Annotated in this window: 19 protein-coding genes; 8 read left to right on the top strand and 11 right to left on the bottom strand. The window is 72.4% G+C overall.

Features of this window, described 5'->3' with window-relative positions:
* The 3 genes from G3I40_RS34760 to pdhA form a co-directional block, all read right to left on the bottom strand.
* The coding region (locus G3I40_RS34760; RefSeq protein ID WP_343245111.1) for a biotin/lipoyl-containing protein at positions 1-402 on the bottom strand (402 nt) is incomplete at its 3' end.
* A 189-nt stretch (positions 403-591) separates the two neighbouring features.
* Positions 592-1,614 carry an alpha-ketoacid dehydrogenase subunit beta gene (locus G3I40_RS34765; protein ID WP_164558832.1) on the bottom strand — a complete coding sequence of 341 codons (1,023 nt, stop codon included), beginning with the start codon at positions 1,612-1,614 and terminating at the stop codon, positions 592-594.
* The gene (gene pdhA, locus G3I40_RS34770) at positions 1,611-2,765 is read right to left on the bottom strand and encodes a pyruvate dehydrogenase (acetyl-transferring) E1 component subunit alpha (protein ID WP_164558833.1); all 1,155 of its coding nucleotides are present in this window, start codon (positions 2,763-2,765) and stop codon (positions 1,611-1,613) included. Before pdhA ends, G3I40_RS34765 begins: the two co-directional genes overlap by 4 nt.
* A gap of 192 nt (positions 2,766-2,957) precedes the next feature.
* On the opposite strand from pdhA, the gene G3I40_RS34775 reads away from it, so the two are divergent.
* On the top strand, positions 2,958-3,461 hold the full coding sequence (locus tag G3I40_RS34775) for an Lrp/AsnC family transcriptional regulator (RefSeq protein ID WP_164558845.1): 504 nt from the start codon (positions 2,958-2,960) through the stop codon (positions 3,459-3,461).
* A gap of 62 nt (positions 3,462-3,523) precedes the next feature.
* On the opposite strand, the gene G3I40_RS34780 is transcribed toward G3I40_RS34775, so the two are convergent.
* Both G3I40_RS34780 and G3I40_RS34785 read right to left on the bottom strand, forming a co-directional pair.
* A complete protein-coding gene (locus G3I40_RS34780; RefSeq protein ID WP_239092124.1) occupies positions 3,524-4,183 on the bottom strand; it encodes a TetR/AcrR family transcriptional regulator in 660 nt (219 codons plus the stop codon).
* Positions 4,180-5,691 (bottom strand): 3-hydroxyacyl-CoA dehydrogenase, encoded by a 1,512-nt coding sequence (locus tag G3I40_RS34785; protein ID WP_164558834.1) that lies wholly within the window; start codon positions 5,689-5,691, stop codon positions 4,180-4,182. Before G3I40_RS34785 ends, G3I40_RS34780 begins: the two co-directional genes overlap by 4 nt.
* A 266-nt stretch (positions 5,692-5,957) precedes the next feature.
* Here G3I40_RS34785 and paaN point away from each other — a divergent pair, with 266 nt between their 5' ends.
* Positions 5,958-7,667, top strand: a complete 1,710-nt coding sequence (gene paaN, locus G3I40_RS34790) for a phenylacetic acid degradation protein PaaN (protein ID WP_164558835.1) — start codon at positions 5,958-5,960, stop codon at positions 7,665-7,667.
* Here the strand turns inward: paaN and G3I40_RS34795 are convergent.
* Genes G3I40_RS34795 through G3I40_RS34805 form a run of 3 tightly spaced genes read right to left on the bottom strand, consistent with a single transcriptional unit; the run spans position 7,664 to position 10,483 of the window.
* Positions 7,664-8,461 carry a TrmH family RNA methyltransferase gene (locus G3I40_RS34795; protein WP_164558836.1) on the bottom strand — a complete coding sequence of 266 codons (798 nt, stop codon included), beginning with the start codon at positions 8,459-8,461 and terminating at the stop codon, positions 7,664-7,666. The genes paaN and G3I40_RS34795 overlap by 4 nt on opposite strands.
* 10 nt (positions 8,462-8,471) lie before the next feature.
* Positions 8,472-9,716 (bottom strand): HTTM domain-containing protein, encoded by a 1,245-nt coding sequence (locus tag G3I40_RS34800; RefSeq protein ID WP_239092125.1) that lies wholly within the window; start codon positions 9,714-9,716, stop codon positions 8,472-8,474.
* Positions 9,713-10,483 (bottom strand): DUF5819 family protein, encoded by a 771-nt coding sequence (locus G3I40_RS34805; RefSeq protein ID WP_164558837.1) that lies wholly within the window; start codon positions 10,481-10,483, stop codon positions 9,713-9,715. The genes G3I40_RS34800 and G3I40_RS34805 overlap by 4 nt, the downstream gene beginning before the upstream one ends.
* A 306-nt stretch (positions 10,484-10,789) precedes the next feature.
* Here G3I40_RS34805 and paaA point away from each other — a divergent pair, with 306 nt between their 5' ends.
* From paaA to G3I40_RS34835, 6 genes are all read left to right on the top strand, one after another.
* Positions 10,790-11,818: a 1,2-phenylacetyl-CoA epoxidase subunit PaaA gene (gene paaA / locus G3I40_RS34810; protein ID WP_164558838.1), complete on the top strand. Its 1,029-nt coding sequence runs from the start codon at positions 10,790-10,792 to the stop codon at positions 11,816-11,818.
* The gene (paaB, locus tag G3I40_RS34815; RefSeq protein WP_164558839.1) at positions 11,815-12,114 is read left to right on the top strand and encodes a 1,2-phenylacetyl-CoA epoxidase subunit PaaB; all 300 of its coding nucleotides are present in this window, start codon (positions 11,815-11,817) and stop codon (positions 12,112-12,114) included. The genes paaA and paaB overlap by 4 nt, the downstream gene beginning before the upstream one ends.
* On the top strand, positions 12,111-12,842 hold the full coding sequence (gene paaC, locus G3I40_RS34820; RefSeq protein WP_343245112.1) for a 1,2-phenylacetyl-CoA epoxidase subunit PaaC: 732 nt from the start codon (positions 12,111-12,113) through the stop codon (positions 12,840-12,842). The genes paaB and paaC overlap by 4 nt, the downstream gene beginning before the upstream one ends.
* On the top strand, positions 12,836-13,372 hold the full coding sequence (gene paaD / locus G3I40_RS34825) for a 1,2-phenylacetyl-CoA epoxidase subunit PaaD (protein ID WP_164558840.1): 537 nt from the start codon (positions 12,836-12,838) through the stop codon (positions 13,370-13,372). Before paaC ends, paaD begins: the two co-directional genes overlap by 7 nt.
* Positions 13,372-14,451 carry a 1,2-phenylacetyl-CoA epoxidase subunit PaaE gene (gene paaE / locus G3I40_RS34830; RefSeq protein ID WP_164558841.1) on the top strand — a complete coding sequence of 360 codons (1,080 nt, stop codon included), beginning with the start codon at positions 13,372-13,374 and terminating at the stop codon, positions 14,449-14,451. The genes paaD and paaE overlap by 1 nt, the downstream gene beginning before the upstream one ends.
* 101 nt (positions 14,452-14,552) lie before the next feature.
* Positions 14,553-15,698 (top strand): acyl-CoA dehydrogenase family protein, encoded by a 1,146-nt coding sequence (locus G3I40_RS34835; protein ID WP_164558842.1) that lies wholly within the window; start codon positions 14,553-14,555, stop codon positions 15,696-15,698.
* Between the two features lie 25 nt (positions 15,699-15,723).
* On the opposite strand, the gene G3I40_RS34840 is transcribed toward G3I40_RS34835, so the two are convergent.
* The 3 genes from G3I40_RS34840 to G3I40_RS34850 form a co-directional block, all read right to left on the bottom strand.
* Entirely contained in the window at positions 15,724-16,053 is a 330-nt protein-coding gene (locus G3I40_RS34840) for a rhodanese-like domain-containing protein (protein ID WP_164558849.1), read from the bottom strand.
* A gap of 252 nt (positions 16,054-16,305) precedes the next feature.
* Positions 16,306-17,133, bottom strand: coding sequence for a hypothetical protein (locus tag G3I40_RS34845; protein WP_164558843.1), 828 nt, complete (start codon positions 17,131-17,133; stop codon positions 16,306-16,308).
* 56 nt (positions 17,134-17,189) lie between these two features.
* Positions 17,190-18,514 (bottom strand): DUF2252 domain-containing protein (locus G3I40_RS34850; protein ID WP_164558844.1); only part of this gene is annotated, 1,325 nt, incomplete at its 5' end.

Below are 18,514 nucleotides of genomic sequence, written 5' to 3' on the forward strand. Positions count from 1 at the left end.
GGGGCCGGCGGCGCCCGTCCCGCCCGCTCCCCCGGCGGAGCCGGGCCGCACGCGCGCTCGTCTGGCGGGCGCGGCAGCGGTCCCGTACCCCACCAGCACGTTCCCCGAGCCCTCGGCCTCCTCGGCCGCCGGGGCCGTGGCGGCCGATTCGGCGTCGGCGCCCACGGCGACCGTCAGCAAGGGCGCTCCCACCGGCAGCTCGGACCCCTCGTCGCCGAAGCGGGCCGTCACCACGCCGCCGTACGGGCACGGCACCTCGACCATCGCCTTGGCGGTCTCCACCTCGACGACGGGCTGGTCGACGGCGACCACGTCACCGACCGCCACCAGCCACCGCACGATCTCCGCCTCGGTGAGCCCCTCGCCGAGGTCGGGCAGCTTGAACTCCAGAACCTGTGCCATCAGCCCACTCCCTCCCTCACTGATCTCGCTGGACCCACCAGCCCCACTAGACCCACTAGACCCACCAAACGCACCCGACCCATCAGGCACACCCGATGCATCAGATGCATCAGACGCATCAGACGCATCAGACGCATCAGACACACCGAACTTGCTGGCCCCACGGACCTCACCGGCTCTCACCGGACCTCACTGGTCCCACTGCAGGCGTGCGACGGCGTCCAACACCCGGTCCACCCCCGGCAGATGGTGCCGCTCCAGCATCGGCGGCGGATAGGGGATGTCGAACCCGGCCACCCGCAGCACCGGCGCCTCCAGGTGGTGGAAGCAGCGCTCGGTCACGCGCGCGGCGATCTCCCCGCCGGGCCCGCCGAAGCCGCCCGACTCGTGCACGACGACCGCACGCCCGGTACGGCGCACGGACGCCGCCACCGTCGCGTCGTCGAACGGCACCAGCGAGCGCAGATCGACCACTTCGAGGTCCCAGCCCTCCGCCCGGGCCGCCTCGGCCGCCTCCAGGCAGACGGGCACGGACGGTCCGTACGTGATCAGCGTGGCACTGGTCCCCGGGCGGCGGACCACTGCCGTGCCTATCGGCTCAACGTCCACCGGCTGCGCAGGGTTCCAGGAATCCTTCGCCCAGTACAGCCGCTTGGGCTCCAGGAACACCACCGGGTCGTCGGAGGCGATCGACTGCCGCAGCAGCCCGTACGCGTCGGCGACGGTGGCGGGCGTGACGACGGTGAGCCCCGGCGTCGCCATGTAGTACGCCTCGGACGAGTCGCTGTGATGCTCCACCCCGCCGATGCCGCCCCCGTAGGGAATGCGGATCGTGATCGGCAGCGGCATCGCCCCGCGCGTGCGGTTGCGCATGCGCGCGACGTGCGAGACCAGCTGCTCGAAGGCCGGGTACGCGAAGGCGTCGAACTGCATCTCCACGACCGGCCGCAGCCCGTACATCGCCATGCCGACGGCGGCGCCGAGAATGCCGGCCTCCGCGAGGGGCGTGTCGGTGCAGCGGTCCTCGCCGAACTCGGCGGCGAGACCGTCGGTGATCCGGAAGACGCCGCCGAGCGTGCCCACGTCCTCGCCCATGACGTGCACGGACGGGTCCGCGGCCATGGAGTCCCGCAGCGCGCGCCCGAGGGCCTGCGCCATCGTGGCGGGTTTCGTGGCCGCCTTCGTGACCTGCTGGTCGGCGACGGTGGTCATGCCCGGCCCCCTTCGGACGCTTCCGCCTCGGCTGCCAGCTCGGCCCTCAACTGGGCCGCCTGCTCGTTCAGTTGCGGTGTCGGTTCGGCATACACGTCGGCGAACAGGTCCATCGGGTCGAGCGCCGCGTGCTGGTTCATGCGCGCGCGCAGCGAGGCCGCCATGGTCTCCGCGTCGTCGCGCACGGCCTGTATGCCGTCCTCGTCGATCAGTGCGCGGGCCGTCAGCTCCCGTTCCAGGAGCAGGATCGGGTCGTGCGCGCGCCAGGCCTCGACCTCGGCGTCGCTGCGGTAGCGCGTCGCGTCGTCGGCGTTCGTGTGCGCGTCCATCCGGTACGTGACGGCCTCGATCAGGGTCGGGCCGCCGCCCCCGCGCGCGCGGGTCACGGCATCGCTCAGCACCTCGTGCAGGGCCACCGCGTCGTTCCCGTCGACCAGGCGGCCCGGCATCCCGTACCCGACGGCCTTGTGGGCCAGGGTCGGCGCCGCGGTCTGCTTGGCCAGCGGCACGGAGATGGCGAACCCGTTGTTCTGCACGAGGAAGACCACCGGGGCCTGCCAGACGGCGGCGAAGTTCAGTGCCTCGTGGAAGTCGCCCTCACTGGTGCCGCCGTCGCCGACCATGGCGAGCGCCACCACGTCGTCGCCTTTGAGCCGTGCGGCATGTGCGAGGCCCACGGCATGCGGGAGCTGCGTCGCCAGCGGCGTGCACAGGGGCGCGATGCGGTGCTCCCGCGGGTCGTACCCGGTGTGCCAGTCGCCGCGCAGCAGCGTGAGCGCCTGGACGGGGTCCAGGCCGCGGGCCACGGCGGCGAGGGTGTCGCGGTAGCTGGGGAAGAGCCAGTCCCGCTCCTGCAGCACGAGCGCGGCGGCGACCTCGGCGGCCTCCTGGCCGGTCGTCGAGGGGTAGACGGCGAGACGGCCCTGCTTCGTCAGGGCGGTCGCCTGCGCGTTGTACCGGCGGCCTCGCACCACCTCCGCGTAGAGCCTGCGCAGCAGCGCGGGGTCCGCCTCGGCGGCGGCGCCGGTGCCCAGCACCCGGTACGGCTCCGCGTCGGGCAGCAGCGGCGCGGGGTCCGTGCGGGGCTGCCAGGCGGGCGGCGGCGTGGGGCTGCCTGCGCGCTGGGCGTCCCGCTGTTCCATGACCGTCATGACGGCACCTCCTCCTCGTGGGAGCGGCTTCGAGGGCGCGTCGGGTGTGATGCGCCTCACCTACCGATTGTTCGGTCGTCGGCACATTTTGGCTACAGGCACCTCCAGGCTGTGGACAAACGGTTCTCCACGGCCTGAGATGAACGCAGTACGTCCATGGTAAGGAGGCGCGGGCGGATGGCATCTGAACAAATGGCCGACGGCCCCGGCGGCCGGGATCCGGACGTCCCCGAACCGGCCGTCCGGCCGCTGGACGCCATCGACCGCGACATCCTTCAGATGCTGCAGAAGGACGGGCGCGCGTCGATACGTTCCGTCGCCGAGCGCGTCCATGTGTCACGGGCCAACGCCTACGCCCGCATCAACCGCCTCATCGAGGACCGCGTGATCCGCGGGTTCGGCGCCCGCGTCAACCATGAGAGAGCCGGCCAGGGCGCGTCCGCGTACATCACGCTCAAGATCGTCCAGAACTCCTGGCGCACGGTCCGCGACCAGCTGCGCCGGATGCCGGAGGCCTCGCACATCGCGCTGGTCAGCGGCGACTTCGACGTCCTGATCCTGGTGCACACGCCGGACAACCGCGCCCTGCGCGAACTGGTCCTCACCAAGCTCCAGGCCATCCCCGAAGTGCTCAGCACCCGCACCCTGCTGGTCTTCGAGGAGGAGTCCCTGGACGCGACGGCGCCGGACGCCTAGGCGCCTCGTTCCGGCCCTTGGGAGAGGCTGCCGGCTGGGGGGCGTGGGCGCTTCCGGGGCCTTCAGCCCTCCTTGCGCAGGCCTCCGAAGACCAACTTCGCGACCGCGTCGGCCACTTCACGGTCCTGCAGGCCGCCCCCGTCGGGCCGGTACCACTCGACCAGCGAGTTGATCATGCCGAAGACGAGCCGCGTGGCGAGGCGTCCGTCCATGTCGCCGCGCACGTCCCCGTCGGCGGCGGCCGCCTTCAGGAGCGCGGCGACCTGGTGGTCGAACTCCCTGCGCCGCTCCATGGCCCAGCGCTCGGTGTCGGTGTTGCCGCGCACCCGCAACAGGAGGGTGACGTAGGGCAGTTCACCGGTCAGCACCTCGACCATGCGCCGCGTGACGTACTCCAGGCGCTCCACCGCCCTGCCCACGCGCGCGGGTTCCTCGTCGAGGATCCCGAAGAGGCCGTCCAGCGCGCGGCTCACGGCCCGCCGCAGCAGCTCCTCCTTGCCCGCCACGTGGTGGTAGATCGACGACTTGGAGATGCCGGCCGCCTTGGAGAGGTGCTCCATGGAGGTGCCGTCGTAGCCGCGTTCGTTGAAGACGGTGACGGCGACGGCGAGCAGGGTGTCGGGGGTGTACGTGTCGCGTCGCCCCGTGCCGTCGCGTCGTGCGGTGCCGTCGCGTCGCTCCGTGCTGTCGTGCCGGGTGCTGGTGTGCCGGGCGCTGGTCATTGCTGGGAGCCCTCCCGCTTCTCGGGGGCGTACGAATGGCGGTAGAGCGCCAGGGACGGCGCGTAGCGCCCTGAAGGGTCGCGCAGATGCAGGTCGTCCAGGAGGGCGTACGCCCAGTTCTTGCCGAGCCTGCGGCTCCATTCGATCGGCCCCAGCGGGTAGTTGACCCCGAGCCGCATCGCGATGTCGATGTCCTCCTCGGTGGCGACGCCCTTGGCGACGGCGTCGTGCGCCAGGTCGATGATGCGGGCCACGGTCCGGGCGACGATCATGCCGGGCATGTCACCGATGACGCTGACGTCCTTGCCGAGCGCCTGGAAGAGACCGACGGCCTCCTCCAAGGTGCGCCGGTCGGCGTCCTTGGCGGCGGACAGCGCCACACGGGTGGCCGCCCGGTAGTCGAGCGCGAGGTCGAAGTAGACGACGTCCCGGTACTCGATGGACGTCTGGCCGTCCGCGAGGGCGAGCTGGCCGCCGCTCGGCAGCACCAGCCGGGTGCCGTTGTCCTCGTCCTCCTCGCGCACCTCGATGCCGGCGTCCCGGATGAGGGCGAGCAGCTCGCGCGCGGGTCCGAGATCGCCTTCCACGACTACGTATGCGGGCTTTTCTGCGGGCGCGGCGGTGTGCGGTTCGGGGCGCTCCGTGTCGTCGCCGTACGCGTACCAGCCCTGGCCCGCCTTGCGGCCGAGGTGTCCCGCCTCGACGAGGCGGCGCTGGGCCAGCGACGGCCGGAACTTCACGTCCTGGAAGAAGCCCTCCCACACGGAGCGGGTCACTGCCTCGTTGACGTCTTGGCCGATCAGGTCGGTCAGTTCGAAGGCGCCCATCTTGAAGCCGCCGCTCTCGCGGAGCACGGCGTCGATGGTGGCGGGGTCGGCGGCCTGGTCCTCGTAGACGGCGAACGCCTCCGCGTAGAAGGGCCGCGCGATGCGGTTGACCAGGAAGCCGGGGGTGTCGGCGCAGGCCACCGGGGTCTTGCCCCAGGCGCGTGCGGTCTCGTACGCGCGCGTGGCCGCGGTGACGTCCGTGGCGGAGCCGGAGACGACCTCGACCAGGGGCAGCAGCGGCGCGGGGTTGAAGAAGTGCAGCCCGACGAAGCGGCCGGGCAGCCGCAGCGCGCCGCCGATCGCCGTCACGGACAGGGACGAGGTGTTCGTGGCGAGCAGACAGTCCTGCGCGACCACGTCCTCCAGGTCGCGGAACAGCTGCTGTTTGACGTCCAGTTCCTCCAGGACGGCCTCGACGACCAGGGCGGCGTCGGCGAGCTCCCCGAGCGTCTGCGCGGGCGCGAGGCGGGCCCCTGCGGCCACCCGCTCCTCGGCGCTCATGCGGCCCTTTTCGACGAGCCGGTCGAGCCGCGCGGCGATCGCGTCGGCGGCCGTCCGTGCCCGGCCGGGCACGGCGTCGTACAGCCGGACGGGATGCCCGGCGACCAGTGCCACCTGGGCGATGCCCTGGCCCATCGTGCCGGTGCCGACCACGCCGACGAGACGGTCATGTGCTGTCACGGCCTCCCGCCTCCCTCCACCACCGTGCCCGAGGCGCTGCGCGCCGCTCTTGTGGGTCCTGATCCTTCCGCACGCGACGACTCCGCGGGCCTCCGGGGCTCGTTAGGGCGGTTTTCCACAGGTTCCCCGCACCCTCTTGTCCCGACCGATCGTTCGGTTACTCTAACTCTGACTGTGCACCCGTGCCCAGCCCGCCCTGTCTTGTCCCGTCCCGCCCTGCTCGCCGGCTCGACGAGGAGCCGCAGCCCAGGAGGAGTTGGTCCGCCATGGCCGCCGCCGAACCCACCGCGCACGACCTGATCGCCCAGCACCGGCCGACCCTCGACCAGGCGCTCGAAGCGATCCGCACGCGCGCCTACTGGTCCCCCCACCCCGAGCACCCCAAGGCCTACGGGGAGAACGGGAGCCTGAGCCTCGCCGAGGGCAAGGCCGCCTTCGACGCACTGCTCGGCACCCGGCTCGACCTGGGCCAGGCGGGCACGGACGGCTTCGTCGGCGGTGAAGTGTCCCCGTACGGGATCGAGTTGGGGATCACCTACCCGCACGCCGACATCGAGGCGCTGCTGCCGGCCATGCGCGCGGGCATGCGCGCGTGGCGCGAGGCGGGCGCCGAGGTGCGCGCGGCGGTGTGCCTGGAGATCCTGGCCCGGATCAGCGCGCGGACGCACGAGTTCGCGCACGCGGTCATGCACACCAGCGGCCAGGCCTTCATGATGGCGTTCCAGGCGGGCGGACCGCACGCCCAGGACCGCGGTCTCGAAGCGGTGGCGTACGCGTACGCGGAGCAGGTCCGCACGCCGGACGCGATGCAGTGGTCCAAGCCGCAGGGCAAGCGCGATCCCCTGGTCCTGGACAAGGAGTTCACCCCGGTCGGGCGCGGCATCGCCCTGCTGATCGGCTGCAACACGTTCCCCACGTGGAACGGGTACCCGGGCCTGTTCGCCTCCTTGGCGACGGGCAACCCGGTCTTGGTGAAGCCGCACCCGCGTGCGGTCCTGCCGCTCGCGCTCACCGTGCAGGTGGCCCGCGAGGTGCTCGCCGAGGCGGGCTTCGATCCGAACCTGGTGGCGCTCGCCGCCGAGCGGGACGCAGAGGGCATCGCCAAGACGCTGGCCGTCCGCCCCGAGATCAAGATCATCGACTACACGGGTTCGACGTCCTTCGGCGACTGGCTGGAGACCCACGCCCGCCAGGCGCAGGTCTACACGGAGAAGGCCGGCGTGAACACCGTCGTGATCGACGGCACGGACAACTACAAGGGCATGCTGGCGAACCTGGCGTTCTCGCTGTCCCTGTACAGCGGCCAGATGTGCACGACCCCGCAGAACCTGCTGGTGCCGCGCGAGGGCATCACCACCGACGAGGGACCCAAGTCGTACGACGAGGTGGTCGCGGACCTCGCACGGTCGGTCGGCGGCCTGCTCGGCGACGACGCCCGGGCCAACGGACTGCTCGGCGCGCTGGTGAACCCGGACGTGAAGGCCCGCCTGGAGGCCGCCCCCGGACTCGGCGAAGTCGCCCTGCCCTCGCGGGAGATCAGCAACCCGGAGTTCCCGGACGCCGTGGTGCGCACGCCCGTGATCGTGAAGCTGGACGGAGCCAAGCCGGACGCCGAGGCCGCCTACATGAGCGAGTGCTTCGGTCCCGTCTCCTTCGCCGTGGCCGTGGACTCCGCGCAGGACGCGGTGGAGCTGCTGCGGCGCACGGTGCGCGAGAAGGGCGCGATGACCGTCGGCGCGTACACCACGTCCGAGGAGGTGGCCGGGGCCGTCGAGGAGGTCTGCCTGGAGGAGTGCGCCCAGCTCTCGCTCAACCTCACGGGCGGCGTGTACGTGAACCAGACGGCGGCGTTCTCCGACTTCCACGGCTCGGGCGGCAACCCTGCGGCGAACGCGGCGCTGTGCGACGGCGCCTTCGTCGCGAACCGCTTCCGGGTGGTGGAGGTCCGCCGGGACGCCGCCCAGGTCGCTTCCTAGGGAGCAGAAGTGCTGTGTGCACTCCAGTGGAACAGTGTCATGCCGACGCTGGTGGCCAGGTTGTAGCTGGAGACCTGGGGCCGCATCGGCAGGGACACCAACTCGTCGGCACGCGCGCGTAGCGCGTCGGACAGGCCACTGCGCTCGGACCCGAAGGCGAGCAGTGCGTCGTCGGGCAGCTTCAGGCCGCGGATGTCCGCGCCTTCGGGGTCGAGCGCGTACAGCGGCCCTGTAGGCAGCTCGTCGACGCCGAGCCGCTCCACGGCGGTCGCGAAGTGCAGCCCGGCCCCGCCCCGAACGACGGTGGGATGCCAGGGGTCGAGGCTGCCCGTCGTGACGACCCCGGTGGCGCCGTAGCCGGCGGCGAGGCGGATGACGGCCCCCGCATTGCCCAGGTTGCGCGGGTTGTCGAGGACGACGACAGGAGTGCCGCGTCCCTCACGGGCGAGTGCGGCCAGGTTGGCGGCGCGCGCGGGGCGGGCCGCGAGGGCGGCGACTCCGGTCGGGTGCAGCCGCGGCACGAGCGCCCGCAGGACGTCCGGTTCCACCTCCACGAGGAGGGCGTCCAGGCCGGCCGCGACATCGGGAGCGAGTTCGGCGGCCAGGGCGAGCGCGGCCGTGCGGTCCGCGGCGAGTGCCACGGGGACGTCGGCGCCGAAGCGCAGGGCGTGCTTGAGGGCGTGGAACCCGTCGAGCAGTACCGCCGCGTCGGCGCGCCGACGCCAGGCCCGCACCGCGCCCTCAGGACCTCCGAGGGCGCCGTCCGCGCCGCTGTCCGTGCTCGTCCCGCTCATGTCCGAAAGCCTACGTGCGCGCCGTGGGCGTCCGCTCCGTCGGCGTCTGGGCCTCCTCCGCCGTGCGCGGGACGGGCACCTGCTTCTCGCGCGTCCCGGGAGACACGCGACCACGCGCGCGTGCCGCCCAGCCGCCGACGCGCAACAGGAAGGACGTCGGCAGGAACACCGCGTCGGCGGCGATCATCGCGAGCGAGAAGAACGGCAGCCCGAGGACGACGGCGATGACCGCGTGCTCAAGGATCATGAACACCAACAGGACGTTCTTGACCCGCCGGTTGAAGACCGTGAACGGGAAGGCGACCTGGACGGCGACGGTCCCGTACGTCACGAGCAGCACCATCGGACCGAACGTGGTCAGCAGATCGGCCAGGGCGGGCCACGGCGAGAAGTAGTCCAGGTGCAGCGGGTAGTAGACCGCGGTGCCGTCCTGCCAGCGGCTGCCCTGGATCTTGTACCAGCCGGCGGTCGCGTAGATCAGGCACGCCTCGACCATGATCACCAGCAGGGCGGCGTTGTGCACGACGTTGCCGACGACGTCGCACAACAGACGGGGGTCCCCGGCCTCCGCGCGGCGGTTGACGCCCCACCACACGCCCTGGGCGGCCCACAGCCCCCAGAACAGCGACAGCCAGCCGCCGGTCACGTCGCCGGTGAACGTGATCGCCGCGAGCGCCAGACCCACGACCCACCACAGGGCGACCCCGCCGCGGTCCTCGGGCGTCGGTCCTCCCGACGTCTCCTGGCGGGCACGCGCGCGTGCCGCGCGGCGCGCGTCCAGCGACCACACCTGCCCGCAGCGGAGGAAGACCAGGTAGATCGACATGAGGTGGATGACGTTGTCGCCGCCGTCGCCCACGAAGATGCTGCGGTTCTGCAGCGACAGCACGCCGACCATGAACAGGACCGACATCGCGCGGGTGTGCCAGCCCAGCATCAGCAGGACGGACGCCAGTACGGCCACCACGTAGACGATCTCGAACCACGCCTGGCCGTCGGACCACATGAGGGCGGTGAAGGCGTGGTTGTCGGCGACGAGCTGCTGCGCCAGGCCCCAGCTCCAGGGCCCGTCGGGCCCGTACAGCTCCTGGCGGTGCGGGAACTCGCGCAGCAGGAACAGCAGCCAGGTCGCGGAGAACCCGATGCGGATCACGGCGCTCTGATAGCGGCCGAGCGGCGACGCGGTGATCCGCTGGACGCCCGCGCTCAGCATCTTCTCGACCCGGGTCGGCTGCACGGTGTCACGGCTGCTCATCGGACACCGCCCGTCGCGGACTGCACCCGAAGGTGCGTCCCGGCGTCGAGCGGCGCGTCCTTGGACGTCACCGTCCACCAGGGCACCTGCCGGTAGACCGGCTTCTGACTCACCTTCTCGGCGCTCCACTTCGGGGGTGTGACCGCGGTCGAGCGCGAGCGGACCTGGACGCGTTCGACGACGTCGCCCTTGCCGGCCGCGTCGAGCCGGTCCAGGCGCAGGACGAGGATGCGGCGCAGGTACTGCTCGGACAGCGTCCCGCGCAGTCCGGTCGGCCGGTTCTGGGCGTCGTGCGTGGACGAGTAGACGTCCCAGGCGCGGCGCAGTTCGTTCTGCGTGGTGTGGCTGGGCAGTACGTTGCCGTCGATGGCGGCGCCGTCCTGCCCGGACAGGTCGTACCAGCGGGTGGTGCGCAGCTCACCGCCGGACGTGCGGATCTCGGCCCGGGTCTCGACGGCGATGTTCTGCTGGAGCGGGTTCGGCGCGAACAGTTTCCAGTTCTGCTCGAACTCCGGGTAGATCCACTCGTCGATCGCCTCGCTGTGCTGCTTGGACACCGTGTTCGGCGGCGCGACGTGCAGGAACACCATGAGGACGTGGACGCAGGCGACGAGCGCGACGGCCGCGAGGGCCAGTGCGGCGACCACCTGGTAGCGCAGGGAGAGCGCCGCGATGCCCCGGCGCCCGGGCGGGTCCGGCGGTGCGGGTGTCGGCTCCTGAGGCGTGCGCCGGGCGGCCTCGTCCGCGGCGCCTGCTTCGGTCTCCATCGGTGCTCCCCGTTCCCCGGTCCGTAGTTCCCCTGACCCGTCCGACCCCGCCCACGAGCCCGGTCGGGCGCCCGTTCCCGGGCGAACCGATTCCGCGCGGCAGGGCCCGCCGGGTGCGACGAACCGGAACGGTACTGGGGAGCGGCCGCTCAGCACAGCTGCCCGAGGTTATCCACAGGCCCGGCGGCTCAGGGTTGACACCCTACGGCGCCACGTCCCACCATTGAATCCAACGAACCGAACGATCGGTCGGGAGCATGCAGCGGCCCGGCCGGCATCGGGCATCCAAGGGCGAGGGGACCGGGAATGGCGACAGCAGCCCCGCACCACCAGGCAGCCGGGACGGACGCGGGCCGCTCCGGCAGCACCGACGACGCGGCCGCCTTCCAGAACGCGTTCGACGCCGCCGTCGCGGCGGACGAGCGCATCGAGCCCCGCGACTGGATGCCCGACGCCTACCGCGCGACGCTGGTGCGCCAGATCGCGCAGCACGCGCACTCCGAGATCATCGGCATGCAGCCGGAGGCGAACTGGATCACGCGCGCGCCCTCCCTGCGCCGCAAGGCGATCCTGATGGCGAAGGTGCAGGACGAAGCGGGACACGGGCTGTACCTCTACAGCGCGGCCGAGACCCTCGGCACGGGCCGCGACGAACTGCTCGACAAGCTGCACAGCGGCCGGCAGAAGTACTCCTCGATCTTCAACTACCCGACGCTGACCTGGGCCGACGTGGGAGCGATCGGCTGGCTGGTGGACGGCGCGGCGATCACGAACCAGGTGCCGCTGTGCCGCTGCTCGTACGGCCCCTACGCGCGCGCGATGGTCCGCGTCTGCAAGGAGGAGTCCTTCCACCAGCGCCAGGGCTACGAGTCGCTGCTCGCCCTCAGCCGGGGCACCGAGGCCCAGCACGCGATGGCCCAGGACGCGGTGGACCGCTGGTGGTGGCCGTCGCTGATGATGTTCGGCCCGCCCGACGACGAGTCGGCCCACTCCGCGCAGTCCATGGAGTGGAAGATCAAGCGCCACTCGAACGACGAACTGCGCCAGCGCTTCGTCGACATCTGCGTCCCCCAGGCCGCCTCCCTCGGACTGACGCTCCCCGACCCGGAGTTGAAGTGGAACGAGGAGCGGGGGCAGCACGACTTCGGCGCGATCGACTGGGCGGAGTTCAAGGGCGTCCTCCAGGGCAACGGCCCGTGCAACGAACAGCGGATCACCCAGCGCCGCCGCGCCCACGACGAGGGCGCCTGGGTCCGCGCGGCCGCCGCGGCCCACGCGGCCAAGCACGCCGGCACGGACCCGGCCCCGACCCGAGAAGGCAGGTCAGCAGCATGAGCGAGACCCCGAGCACCGCCGACTGGCCTCTGTGGGAGGTCTTCGTCCGTCCCCGCCGCGGCCTCGCCCACACCCACGCCGGCAGCCTGCACGCCCCCGACGCCGAGCTGGCCCTGCGCAACGCACGGGACCTGTACACGCGCCGCGGCGAGGGCGTCTCCCTGTGGGTCGTGCCGTCCACGGCGATCACCGCCTCGTCCCCGGACGAGAAGGACTCGTTCTTCGAGCCGGCCGGCGACAAGCCGTACCGGCACCCGACGTTCTACGAGATCCCGGAAGGGGTGAAGCACCTGTGACGCAGCCCGTGCAGCAGACGCCCGCCACGGCGGCCGCCCTGGCCCTCGGCGACGACGCCCTGGTGCTCTCGCACCGCCTGGGGGAGTGGGCGGGACACGCCCCGGTCCTGGAGGAGGAGGTCGCCCTGGCGAACATCGCGCTCGACCTGCTCGGCCAGGCCCGCGTCCTGCTGAGCTCCGTCGGCGACGAGGACGAGCTGGCGTACCTGCGCGAAGAGCGCGCCTTCCGCAACCTGCAGCTGGTGGAACAGCCGAACGGCGACTTCGCCCACACCATCGCCCGCCAGCTCTACTTCTCCACCTACCAGCAGCTCCTCTACGGCCACCTGGCCGGCGGCGACAGCGAGTTCGCCCCGCTCGCCGCCAAAGCGGTCAAGGAGGTCGCCTACCACCAGGACCACGCCAGGCAGTGGACGCTGCGCCTCGGCGACGGCACCGAGGAGAGCCACGCCCGGATGCAGCGCGCCGTCGACGCGCTGTGGCGCTTCACCGGCGAGATGTTCCTGCCCGTGGCCGGACTGGACGTGAACTGGCAGGAGATGCAGCTCAGTTGGTCGGCGACCGTGACCGCCGTGCTGCGAGAGGCCACCCTGACGGTCCCCGAGGGGCCGACGACGGGGGCCTGGCGCGCCGGGGCCGGGCGCCAGGGCCTGCACACCGAGTCCTTCGGCCGCATGCTCGCCGAGATGCAGCACCTGCACCGCAGCCACCCGGGGGCGTCATGGTGACCCTCGCCCACGAGAACGAGACGCCGCTGGAGGCCGAGCTGCGGGGCCTGGCCGGCTCCGTGCCCGACCCCGAACTACCCGTGCTGAGCCTGGCGGAGCTGGGCGTGCTGCGCGCCGTGCACACCGTGGGCCCCGGCCGCGTCGAGGTCGAGCTGAGCCCCACGTACACCGGGTGCCCCGCGATCGAGACGATGGCGAGCGACATCGAGCAGGTCCTGCACGAGCGCGGCATCCCCGAGGTCACCGTCCGCACGGTGCTCGCGCCCGCCTGGTCGACGGACGACATCACCCCCGAAGGACGCCGCAAGCTCAGGGAGTTCGGCATAGCGCCACCCCGCACGACGCGCGCCCCCTCCGGCCCCATCACCCTCGCCCTCGGCCCGACCCGGCACACCACGGACCCGCTGACCTGCCCGCACTGCGGTTCCCCCGACACCGAGCTGCTGAGCCGCTTCTCCTCCACCGCGTGCAAGGCCCTGCGCCGCTGCCTGTCCTGCCGTGAACCCTTCGACCACTTCAAGGAGTTGTGATGGCAGCAGCTGCCAGGGCCCGCTTCCACCGGCTCCCGGTCCGCGCGGTCGACCGACTCACCGACGACGCGGTGGCCCTCACCTTCGCCGTGCCCGAGGAACTGCGCGAGGCGTTCCGCCACGCGCCGGGCCAGCACCTGGCCCTGCGCCGCAGCGTGGACGGCACGGAGGTCCGTCGCACGTACTCGATCTGCTCCGCGGTCCCGGCCGGGGAGCCTCCGCGGGAGCTGCGCGTCGGCGTCCGCCTGGTCGACGGCGGTGCCTTCTCGACGTACGCGCACAAGGAGATCGCCGTCGGCGACGAGGTGGAGGTGATGACCCCGGCGGGGCGCTTCACCCTGGACCCGGCGCCCGGGCACTACGCCGCGGTGGTCGGCGGCAGCGGCATCACCCCGGTCCTGTCCATCGCCTCGACACTGCTGGCGCGGGAGCCCGGGGCCCGGTTCTGTCTGGTGCGCAGCGACCGGACCACCGCCTCGACGATGTTCCTGGAGGAGGTCGCCGACCTCAAGGACCGCTACCCCGACCGGTTCCAGCTGGTCACCGTGGTGTCCCGGGAGGAGCAACAGGCAGGCCTGGCGTCGGGCCGCCTCGACAAGGAGCGGCTCGCGGCACTACTGCCGGCGCTGCTTCCGGTGGGCGAGGTGGCGGGCTGGTTCCTGTGCGGGCCGTTCGGTCTGGTGCAGGGCGCCGAGCGGGCGCTACGAGGCCTCGGCGTGCGGCGCGAGCGCGTCCACGAGGAGATCTTCCACGTGGACGACGGCCCCGTTCCGGCCCGCCCGGCCCCGGCGGCCGCTCCCGCGCACAGCACGGTGACCGCACAGCTCGACGGCCGCGCGGGCACCTGGCCGGTGCAGGACGGCGAGTCGCTCCTGGAGGCGGTACTGCGGAACCGTTCGGACGCTCCCTACGCCTGCAAGGGCGGCGTGTGCGGCACCTGCCGCGCCTTCCTCGTCCAAGGATCCGTCCGCATGGACCGCAACTTCGCGCTCGAACCCGAGGAGACCGAGGCGGGCTATGTGCTGGCCTGTCAGTCCCATCCGACCACGGAGAAGGTGGAGTTGGACTTCGACCGCTGATCCCCCGTGCCGCACGGACGGGCCTGTTCCCTTCTCATAGAACCTGTTCTATCTTGACGGCCCGTCAGATTACGGCGCCAGGGAAACGGGAGGACAGCCCGGTGGACTTCACCTTCTCCGAGGAACAGCAGGCGGCCGTCGAGGCGGCGCGCGCGGTGTTCGCACCGGTCGCGCCCGACGCAGTGCCGAGCCCCGCGCTCACCTCAGGACCCGTGGCCGACGACTTCGACCGCGCCCTGTGGTCCAAGGTCGCCGACGCCGATCTGCTGAGCCTGTTGATCGCACCGGAGCACGGGGGCGCGGGGCTCGACGCCATCGCGCTGTGCCTGGTGCTGCGCGAGTCCGCGAAGGTGCTTGCCCGGGTGCCGCTGCTGGAGCACAGCGCGGCCACCGCTGCCGTGGGGGCCTACGGGAGCCAGGAGGCGCGGGCCGACATCCTCCCCCGCGCGGCCCGCGGCGAACTCACCCTGACCGTGGCCTCGGCCGGCCGCACCGGACACGACCCGGCCGACCTCGCCGTCACCGCCCTGCGCGCGCCCGACGGGGGCTGGACCCTCGACGGCGTCCAGACGGCGATCCCCTGGGCATGGAACGCGGACCGGATCGTCGTGCCCGCGCACACCGCCGAGGGCGCCACCGTGCTCGCGCTGGTGCCGGGCCCCGCCGCCGGCCTGCCGGGGTGCTCCTTCGCCGAGCAGCTCTCGACGACCGGAGAGCGCCTGGCCGAACTCCGCCTCGACGACGCCGCGCTCGCGTCGTCCGACGTCCTCACCGATCCCGCCGCCTGGCCCCTGCTGCACGACCTGCTCGCCACCGGCACGTGCGCGCTCGCGCTCGGACTCGGCGAGGGCGTCCTCAAGATGACCAGCGACTACGCGAGCAAGCGCGAGCAGTTCGGCCACCCCATCGCCACGTTCCAGGCGGTCGCCGTGCAGGCCGCCGACCGCTACATCGACCTGCGCGCGATGGAGGCCACCCTGTGGCAGGCCGCCTGGCGCATCAGCAGCGGGGCGGGCGGTGCGCTGCCGGTCGCCGGTGACGTGGCCGTCGCCAAGACCTGGGCGTCCGACGGTGTCCGTCGCATCGTGCAGACCGCCCAGCACCTGCACGGCGGCTTCGGCGCGGACACGGACTACTCACTGCACCGCTACCACGCCTGGGCCAAACACCTGGAGCTCTCGCTCGGCCCGGCCGCCGCGCACGAGGAGGCACTCGGCGACCTGCTGGCGGCGCACCCGCTCGGCTGACCGCCGCCCCGGAAGAGCCCGGGGGTCAGACCACGGAGCCCGGCTGCCCGTTGTCGTCCACGACGGGGCGGCCGGCCGCTTCCCACGCCTGCATGCCGCCCGCCACGTTCACCGCGTCGATGCCCTGCTGCGCCAGGTAGGCGGTCACCTGCGCGGACCGGCCGCCGACACGGCAGACCACGTTGACCCGGCCGTCCTGCGGCGCCGCCTCGGTCAACTCGCCGATGCGGGCGACGAATTCGCTCATCGGGATGTGCAGCGCACCGGCGGCGTGACCCGCCTGCCACTCGTCGTCCTCACGGACGTCGAGGAGGAAGTCGCCCTCCTTGAGCTCGTCGACACCGACCGTGGGCACACCAGAACCAAGAACCATGCCCCCGACGCTACCCGACCCCGCCCCACGCCCCACCCGAGCCTCAGAATCCAGCCCCGCGTTCACCCGAAGCACGCCTCGCCCGGAGAAATCCGAACCAGACACCAGAGAATCTCCGAAGCACACCCCGACCGGAGAAGCCCGGACCAGACACCCGAGGAATCCGGATCAGGCAGCGGAGAAGCCCGGATCAGACACCGGATAGGCCCGGATCGGACACCCGAGGATCCCGGATCAGGCAGCGGACAGCCGCTCCAGTTCGGCCTCCCGCTCGGCGACCTGCCCGAGCAACTGCTCGGCGATCTCCTCCAGCAGCGCGTCCGGGTCCTCCGGCGCCATCCGCAGCATCGCGCCGATCGCGCTCTCCTCCAGCTCCTGCGCCACGGCCGCGAGGAGTTCCTTGCGCTGCGCCAGCCACTCGAGACGCGCGTACAGCTCCTCGCTCGGCGTGGGCTCGCGCTCGGGCGGCACCGGACCGGCCGCCCACTCCTGCGCCAGCTCGCGCAGCAGCGGCTCGTCACCGCGCCCGTACGCCGCGTTCACCCGCGCGATGAACTCGCCGCGCCGGGCCCGCTCCTCGTCGTCCTGCGCGAGGTCCGGGTGCGCCTTGCGGACCAGCTCGCGGTAGAGCTTGCGGGCCTCGTCGCCGGGCCGCACCCGCTGGGGCGGCCGCACCGGCTGCTCGGTCAGCATCGCCGCGGCCTCCGGGAACAGCCCGTCCCCGCCCATCCACCCGTGGAACAGTTCCTCGACGCCCGGCATCGGCATCACCCGCGCCCGCGCCTCATCGGCCTTGGCCCGGTCCTCCGGGTCCCCGGTACGGGCCGCCGTCGCCTCGGCGATCAGCGCTTCCAGCTCGTCGAGCCGCGTGTACATCGGCCCGAGCCGCTGGTGATGGAGCCGGGAGAAGTTCTCGACCTCGACCCGGAAGGTCTCCACCGCGATCTCGAATTCGATCAGCGCCTGTTCAGCGGCGCGTACGGCCCGCTCGAGGCGCTCCTCCGGCCGCTCCTGAGGCTGCTCCTCCGGCTGCCCTGGCACATCGGTCTCCGGCGTCGTCACCCGTCCAGCCTAGGGCCTGTCCGGCAGAACGCGTCGCGCCCCTGACCCGGCGGTCCTCACACCCCCGCCTCCGCCTTCACCTTCCCCTCCCGCACCGCCCGCACCAGCTCCGCATGGTCGGCCTCGGTACGGTCCGCGTAGGCGACCGCGAAGGTCGCCACGGCCTCGTCCAGCTCCTCGTTCTTGCCGCAGTACCCGGCGATGTACCGCGGGTCGGCACTGTGCGCATGGGCACGGGCCAGCAGCGCACCGGTCATCCGCGCGTAGTCGTCGATCTGGTCGGCGGCGAGTGCGGCCGGATCGACGCTGCCCTTGCGGTTCCTGAACTGGCGTACCTGGAAAGGCCGTTCGTCCACCGTCGTCCAGCCGAGCAGGAAGTCGCTGACCACCTGCATCCGCTTCTGCCCGAGCACCACGCGCCGCCCCTCGTGCGCGACGGCCGGCGCCTCGAACCCGACGGCGGGCAGGTGCGGCAGCAGCGCGGACGGCCGCGCCTCCTTCACCTGCAGCACGAGCGGCTCGCCGCGGTGGTCGAGCAGCAGCACCACGTACGACCGGGTGCCCACGCTGCCGGTCCCCACGACCCGGAACGCCACGTCGTGGATCGCGTACCGCCCGAGCAGCGGAAGCCTGTCCTCGGACAGGGTCTCCAGGTACGCGCCGAGGGAGGAGGCGACGGCCGAGGTCTCCTCGTCGGGTATCACCCGCAGCACCGGCGGCGCGTCCACGAAGCGACGCCCGCCGCCTTCCGCGGCCTCCGTGGACTTGGCGGCGAAGCGCCCACTGGTGTTGTTCCGCGCCTTCTGGGAGACCCTCTCCAGGGTTCCCAGCAGGTCATGGGCGTCGGTGTGGGAGACGAGCTCCTCGTCCGCGATCGCGTTCCACGAGTCGAGCGCCGGAAGCTTCGCGAGCAGCCGCATCGTGCGCCGGTAGGCACCCGCCGCGTCATGCGCCGCTTTCCGGCAGGTGTCCGCGTCCGCACCGGCCTCCCGGCCGGCGAGCACGAGGGAGGCGGCGAGCCGCTTGACGTCCCATTCCCAGGGGCCGTGCACCGTCTCGTCGAAGTCGTTCAGGTCGATGACGAGCCCGCCGCGCGCATCCCCGTACAGGCCGAAATTGGCGGCGTGCGCGTCGCCGCATATCTGTGCGCCGATGCCGGTCAGGGGCGTACCGACCAGGTCGTACGCCATGAGGCCCGCGGACCCGCGCAGGAAGGCGAAGGGCGACGCGGTCATGCGTCCCACGCGCAGGGGGGCCAGCTCGGGGATGCGGCCCTGGTTGGACTCCTCGACGGCCTGCAGGGCGCCCGGCCGGTCCGCCCGCGGCTCGAACCCGGCGTGCGCGGAGCGCGGCACCCGCTGCCGCAGCGCCTTGCCGGCTG

It is taken from the genome of Streptomyces sp. SID14478 (genome assembly GCF_010548525.1).
Taxonomy (GTDB): Bacteria; Actinomycetota; Actinomycetes; order Streptomycetales; family Streptomycetaceae; genus Streptomyces.